The 6,019-nt window shown below is 61.4% G+C and carries 5 protein-coding genes and 1 riboswitch; of the genes, 2 read left to right on the forward strand and 3 right to left on the reverse strand.

What is annotated here, in order from left to right; all coding sequences use genetic code 11:
- Positions 1 to 185: 185 nt before the first annotated feature.
- Together PG887_RS21560 and purE are read right to left on the reverse strand one after the other, a co-directional pair.
- Positions 186 to 1,310, reverse strand: a complete 1,125-nt coding sequence (locus PG887_RS21560) for a 5-(carboxyamino)imidazole ribonucleotide synthase (protein ID WP_270822879.1) — start codon at positions 1,308 to 1,310, stop codon at positions 186 to 188.
- Positions 1,307 to 1,816: a 5-(carboxyamino)imidazole ribonucleotide mutase gene (gene purE / locus PG887_RS21565; RefSeq protein WP_029313402.1), complete on the reverse strand. Its 510-nt coding sequence runs from the start codon at positions 1,814 to 1,816 to the stop codon at positions 1,307 to 1,309. The genes PG887_RS21560 and purE overlap by 4 nt, the downstream gene beginning before the upstream one ends.
- Before the next feature lie 206 nt (positions 1,817 to 2,022).
- A riboswitch (cobalamin riboswitch) is annotated at positions 2,023 to 2,200 on the forward strand.
- Positions 2,201 to 2,252: 52 nt separating this feature from the next.
- Between purE and PG887_RS21570 the strand changes: the two genes are divergently transcribed.
- Positions 2,253 to 4,118 carry a TonB-dependent receptor domain-containing protein gene (locus PG887_RS21570; protein ID WP_041212100.1) on the forward strand — a complete coding sequence of 622 codons (1,866 nt, stop codon included), beginning with the start codon at positions 2,253 to 2,255 and terminating at the stop codon, positions 4,116 to 4,118.
- Between the two features lie 108 nt (positions 4,119 to 4,226).
- Positions 4,227 to 5,015: a glutamate racemase gene (gene murI / locus PG887_RS21575; protein ID WP_104455047.1), complete on the forward strand. Its 789-nt coding sequence runs from the start codon at positions 4,227 to 4,229 to the stop codon at positions 5,013 to 5,015.
- Between the two features lie 3 nt (positions 5,016 to 5,018).
- On the opposite strand, the gene PG887_RS21580 is transcribed toward murI, so the two are convergent.
- Positions 5,019 to 5,510, reverse strand: coding sequence for an RNA recognition motif domain-containing protein (locus PG887_RS21580; RefSeq protein ID WP_029313407.1), 492 nt, complete (start codon positions 5,508 to 5,510; stop codon positions 5,019 to 5,021).
- Between the last annotated feature and the right edge of the window lie 509 nt (positions 5,511 to 6,019).

Consider the following 6,019-nt stretch of genomic DNA (forward strand, 5'->3'; position numbering starts at 1 on the left):
GAACCGGTCTTGACAGTGAATGTGAAAAGAGTGTTTACCGAGATCAATACCAATAAGCGCAACGTTTTCCATGATGGCCTCTCCTGAAAGAAAAACACCCTGTCAGCGTACCGCTCACAGGGTGGGGGTGACCATCTCATTAGACCCGGGCCTTGGCCCGGGTCTTTGCATGTCAAGGGGTGGACTCAGCGCGGAGGCAGACCCAGCAGGGCGCGCAGCTGGTGCGCGGTGGCCTCGACCGCCGCCCAGTCGCGGCCAGTGACGGTGACGTGGCCCATCTTGCGGCCGGGGCGGGCTTCGCCCTTGCCATAGAGGTGAAGGTGCACCCCGGGCAGGGCCAGGGCGCCGGCCCAGTCCGGCGTGCCGTCTTGCCACAGATCCCCGAGCAGGTTGAGCAGGATGGCGGGCTGAACCTCGGCCTGTGCCGGCAGCGGCAGATCGCACAGGGCGCGCACCTGCAACTCGAACTGGCTGCAACCGGCGTTGTCGATGCTGGGATGACCCGAATTGTGGGGCCGGGGGGCCATCTCGTTGACCAGTAGCTCACCGCCGACCAGGAAGAACTCCACCGTCAGCACGCCCACATAGTCGAGGGCGGCGATGATGTGCTCGGCGATGCGCTGGGCCTCGCGCTCCAGGGCGGGCACATTGGCCGGGGAACGGGTCTGATCCAGGATGCCGCCGCTGTGCCAGTTCTGCACCAGGGGCAGTGCACTGATGGCACCGCTCGGACTGCGGGCCAGGGTGAGGGCAAACTCCCCCTCCAGTGGCAGGCGTTTTTCCAGCACGCAAGGGACACCGCTGGCGGCCAGGGCCGCTGGCAATTCGCCCGCATTGTGGATAGTCCACTGCCCCTTGCCATCGTAGCCCTCGCGGGCGGTCTTGAGGATGGCGGGGAAGAGGTCGCCGGGCAGGGCGGGCAGCGGCTCGCCCGGCAGCAGGGTCAGGTTCGGGGCAACCGGTACGCCGGCGCGGGTCAGGAAGGCTTTCTCTTCCCGGCGATCCTGACAGACACGTACTGCACTCGCGGCCGGGCGCACCGGCTGGTACTGCTCCAGCAGGGCCAGGGAGGCGGCGGGCACGTTTTCGAACTCGCAGGTGATGGCATCGCAGCGGCTGGCCAGATCGCGCAGGGCATCGGCATCGTCATAGGCGGCAACGATCTGCTCGTCGGCGGCTGCACCGGCGATGCTGACGGGGTCCGGGTCCAGCACGATCACCTTGTAGCCGAGACGGTGGGCAGACATCACGAAGTAGCGGCCGAGCTGGCCGCCACCGAGCATACCCAAAGTGGCGGGGGGCAGTATCATGCCGGCTCCTCCAGGGTGAGCGCCAGCACCCGGTCGCGCTCCTTGGCGCGGAAGCCGTCGAGCTGCTGGTGATAACGGGGAGCGTCGCCATCCTGGGCGACAGAGAGCAGGGACACGGCGAACAGACCGGCATTGGCGGCACCCGCCTCGCCGATGGCGAAGGTGGCGACCGGCACGCCCTTGGGCATCTGCACGATGGAGAGCAGGGAATCCATCCCCTTGAGCTGGCGGGTGGGGATGGGCACGCCCAGCACCGGGATCGTGGTCTTGGCGGCCAGCATGCCCGGCAGGTGGGCTGCGCCGCCGGCGCCGGCGATGATGGCGCGCAGACCACGATCGCGCGCACTGGCGGCATATTCAAACAGGAGATCCGGGGTGCGATGGGCGGATACGACGCGCGCTTCATAGGGCACGCCGTGCTCCTTGAGGATGCGGGCGGCGGCCTGCATCACGGGCCAGTCAGAGTCGGAGCCCATTACCAGGCCGATCATAGGGGGGGTCGTCATTACGGCTTCCTCGGATGTCAAACGTTTGCCGCATGTTACCAAAAAGCCGTGGGATCTGGCTCAACATTTCTTGTGTTTGACCCGCTCGAATGACGGTCAACGAGCCTCAAGGTACGAGAGGGGCGAGGATCTGCGCCACTTGGCACCGACTTTGGGTAAAAACGACATTAGAAATCCAGATGGCTATACATCCAAGACAGCTCTGCCTATAATCCCCCCGCTTTGGCGCATCATGCTTAAAAGGGAATCCGGTGAGAATCCGGAGCTGGCGCGCAGCGGTAAGGGGGAACGAAGCGACATCAGGGCACTGCCGTCAGGTGGGAAGCCGTCGCCGTAGGCCATCAGCCCCCAAGCCCGAAGACCTGCCAAAGTTCGTATTTCGGGCCGAGAGAAACCGGCCACGAAGTAGATGCTTACGCGAACTTAAGGATCTCTCATGTCCAAGACATTATTGGCGGCTGCCCTGTTGCCAACGGCGGCCTTTGCCCAACAACTGACCATCCCCGTCAATCCCACCATGGTGGTGACCGCTACCCGTGTCGCCCAGCCTGCCTCCAGTGTGCTGGCTCCCGTCAACGTGGTGACCCGTGACGAGATCGATCGCCTGCAAGCCCAGACCGTGACCGACGTGGTCAAGACCCTGCCCGGCGTGGAAGTGGTCAGCAACGGCGGCCGCGGCCAGCTCAGCTCGCTGCGGGTACGTGGTGGCACCTCTTCCCAGACCCTGGTGCTGGTGGACGGGGTGCGCAGCGCCTCTCTGACCGCCGGGATGACCGAGCTCAACAACCTGCCCCTCAACCAGGTGGAGCGGATCGAATATATCCGCGGTGCACGCGCCACTATTTATGGGTCCGATGCCATCGGTGGGGTCATCAACATCATCACTCGCCCGGACCAGGGGACCAATCAGCACAAGTTCAACCTGGGCGCGGGCTCCCACAAGCAGCGTCAGGCTGCCTTCAGCAGCGCCAGCCAGGTGGGTGATGCGGGTCAGATCAAGGTCGCTGGTGGTTTCGATGACGAGACCGGCTACAACGTGCATCCCATCGTCGGGGTGAACGATGGCGACAAGCATGGACACCGGGGCTATAACGCCATGGTGGATTATCAGCAGGCGCTGGCCAGCAACTGGGATCTGTTCGGTACGACCCGCTGGTTCCGCAACATTGCCCAGTACGACAGATCCTCTGCCGCTTCCGCCTGGGGCCCGGCGTTTCATCAACGCAACGAGACCTGGACCGAGAACCAGAGCTACCAGCTCGGCTCCCGCTATCATGACGAGCGCTACCTGAGCGAGCTGCGCGGCGCCTTCTCCAAACAGGATGCCTACGACTACCCGGATACCAGCGGCCGCGATCAGTCCGCTGATCGACTCTATACCCGTCAATACACCCTGAACTGGGTCAACAGCGTCAAGCTGGACGAGAGCTGGACCCTGGGGGGCGGCGCCGACTGGCAGCGCGACATGCTGGACGATAGTTCCCGCTCCTCTGGCGTCGCCTTCCCGAGTGAGGCCGATGAGCGTGACAACACCGGGCTCTATGCCCTGGCCCAGTTTGACAACCAGGTCTGGCAGGCCGAGCTGAGCGGTCGCAGCGATGACAACGAGCAGTTCGGACGTCACAACACCTGGCAAACCGGCGCTGGCTGGCGCTTCGTTGAGGATTATCGCCTCAGTGCCCGTTACGGCACCGGTTTCCGTGCCCCCTCCTTCAACGATCTCTACTACCCGGGGTCCGGCAATCCGGATCTGAAGCCGGAAGAGTCGAAAAGCCACGAGTTGATGCTGGACGGACAGACCGCTGGTGTGGAGTGGCGCTTGACCGGTTATCGCAACGACTTCGAGCAGATGATCCAGTGGGCACCGGACAGCCAGGGCATGTGGACGCCGCAAAACGTCGGCAAGGCGCGGATTGAAGGGGTTGAGCTGGAAGGGGAGTTCGAGACCGGCTGGCTGAGCCATCGCGTTTCCGCCGAATACAAGGATCCCAAGGACAAGGTCACCGACAAGCAGTTGCAGCTGATCTCCCGCAAGGGGGCCAAGTGGGTGAGCCAGGCGCAGTGGCAGCAGTTCGATGGCTCCCTGAGCTGGATCTACCAGGGTGAGCGTTATGGTGACGCGGCCAATACCACCCAGCTGGGCGGTTACAGCGTGTGGAACCTGGCGGTGGGCTATCAGGTTGCACCGTCCTGGAAGGTCTCCGGCAAGATCAGCAACCTGCTGGACAAGGAATACCAGACCTCGGTGGGTTACCCGGCTGACGAGCGTGCCTACTATGTGACGGTGGACTACGCACTCTGATCCCCTTGTCTGGATCTGAAAAATCAGGGGCCCTGCCATTGGCAGGGCCTTTTCTATTGGCGCCGGGCGGGAGTATGATCGCGGCCTCGCATTCAAGGGGGAGCTCAGGTGGCCAATATTCTCGTGTTCGACTCCGGTATGGGCGGTCTGACCGTCTATGGGGAGATCCGTCGCGCTCTGCCGGAGCACAACTATTTCTACAGTTTTGACAATGCCCACTTTCCCTATGGCGAGCTGAGTGAGGCGGCCCTCATCGAGGCTTGTACCGGACTGGTCAGCCACATGGTGGCCGAGCACGCCATTGATCTGGTGGTGATCGCCTGCAATACCGCCAGCACCATTGCCCTGCCATCCCTGCGTACCGCACTCAGCATTCCCGTGGTCGGCGTGGTCCCCGCGATCAAGCCTGCCGCCGCCCTGACCCGTAACGGCTACATCGGTCTGCTGGCAACGCCCGGCACCGTCAGCCGTGACTATACCCATGAACTCATTGCCCAGTTCGCTCCGGGCAAGCATGTGCTGCTGAAGGGGGCCACCGAACTGGTTATCGAAGCCGAGCGCAAGCTGGCGGGGTTGCCGGTCAATATGGCCCTGCTCAGAGAGGTGCTCGCAGACTGGATGGAAGGGGAGGAGAGGCCGGATACCCTGGTACTGGGATGTACCCACTTCCCCTTGCTCAACGAAGAGATCAAACAGCTGATGCCGGAATGCCAACTGATCGATTCGGGTCTTGCCGTGGCAAGGCGGGTGGCGCATCTGCTGGCGACACTGCCGGTCCAGGCGCCTGGCGAGGGGACGGGACGTGCCTACTGCACGCGACTGGATGCTGGGGCCCAGAAACTGACAGCCCCCTTGCAAGCTTGGGGGCTGTCGTCACTCGAAGAAGTGGTGTACTGAATATCAGGCGTCGACGTCGTTGACGTCCTTCTCATCCCGGTCCCGCTTGTCATTTGCTTCACGCACTTTCAGGGTGCGCTGCTGATACTCCTTGTCATTGAGCGCGGCGATGGCCTTGGCCGCATCGGCGACAGGCATCTCCACAAACCCGAAGCCCCTGCGTTTGCCGGTGGCCTTGTCCTTCATCAGACGAACTGACAGTACCTGACCTTGCTCGGCAAAGAGTTCGCGCACCGCAATCTCGTTGGCGCGATAGGGCAGGTTGCCTACATATAAGGTACAGGTCTCCTGGCTGGTCGCCTGTTCGAGGGCGGTGGCAGGCGCACGGTTAAGGAAGAGCGGTACCACGAAACCGCCAATGGCCAGACCGGCGGCAAAAATGACTTCGACTTTCAGAGAGAACTGCAGGGCCTGGGCAACCAGATAGCCGAGCAGCGCCAATACCAGAGCAAGAACTGCTGCCTGCACATAAACGGGAAACTTGGATAAATTCATCTTTAAAGACCTTTTGTAAATGAAAGCAAAAAAGGTGCAACACTCTATTCACCTTCATGGTAACCAGCTTTACGACCAGACGCTACCATGGACCACTTGAGGCAAATTATCCGCTTCAGTATGGCATTCCTTCAGCCAGGAAGATCCTGATAAATGCCAATAAAAGAGGGCTGAAATCATCAGCTTGTGGATAACATTGTATATATACACTGGGTAAGTTGTTTCTAACTGGATAATTTGAAGTTTCCGTGACTTTCTTCAAAAAATCCCTTGTCATCGTAACCGGCCTCCCTATAATGCGCCCCTACCAGCACGGCGGACCACGCCAACCTGATGAGCTAGCTTCCTCGTGAAGCCAGCGCCGAAAGAAAAGCGAAAACAACCGCTTGACTTTCGAGGTGAGGCGCGTAAGATGCGCCTCCTCAACGCGACAAGCGTGACGCTCTTTAACAATTTGAATCAAGCAATCTGTGTGGGCACTCACAGCATCGAGCATCAAAAACAATTTT

This window comes from Aeromonas sp. QDB14 (genome assembly GCF_027707845.1).
Taxonomy (GTDB): Bacteria; Pseudomonadota; Gammaproteobacteria; order Enterobacterales; family Aeromonadaceae; genus Aeromonas; species Aeromonas caviae.

What these genes read in the sequence shown, in the direction of transcription:
- PG887_RS21560 (WP_270822879.1), bottom strand. Translation starts at nt 1,310, where the DNA reads ATGATACTGCCCCCCGCCACTTTGGGTATGCTCGGTGGCGGCCAGCTC.
- purE (WP_029313402.1), bottom strand. Translation starts at nt 1,816, where the DNA reads ATGACGACCCCCCCTATGATCGGCCTGGTAATGGGCTCCGACTCTGAC.
- PG887_RS21580 (WP_029313407.1), bottom strand. Translation starts at nt 5,510, where the DNA reads ATGAATTTATCCAAGTTTCCCGTTTATGTGCAGGCAGCAGTTCTTGCT.
- PG887_RS21570 (WP_041212100.1), top strand. Translation starts at nt 2,253, where the DNA reads ATGTCCAAGACATTATTGGCGGCTGCCCTGTTGCCAACGGCGGCCTTT.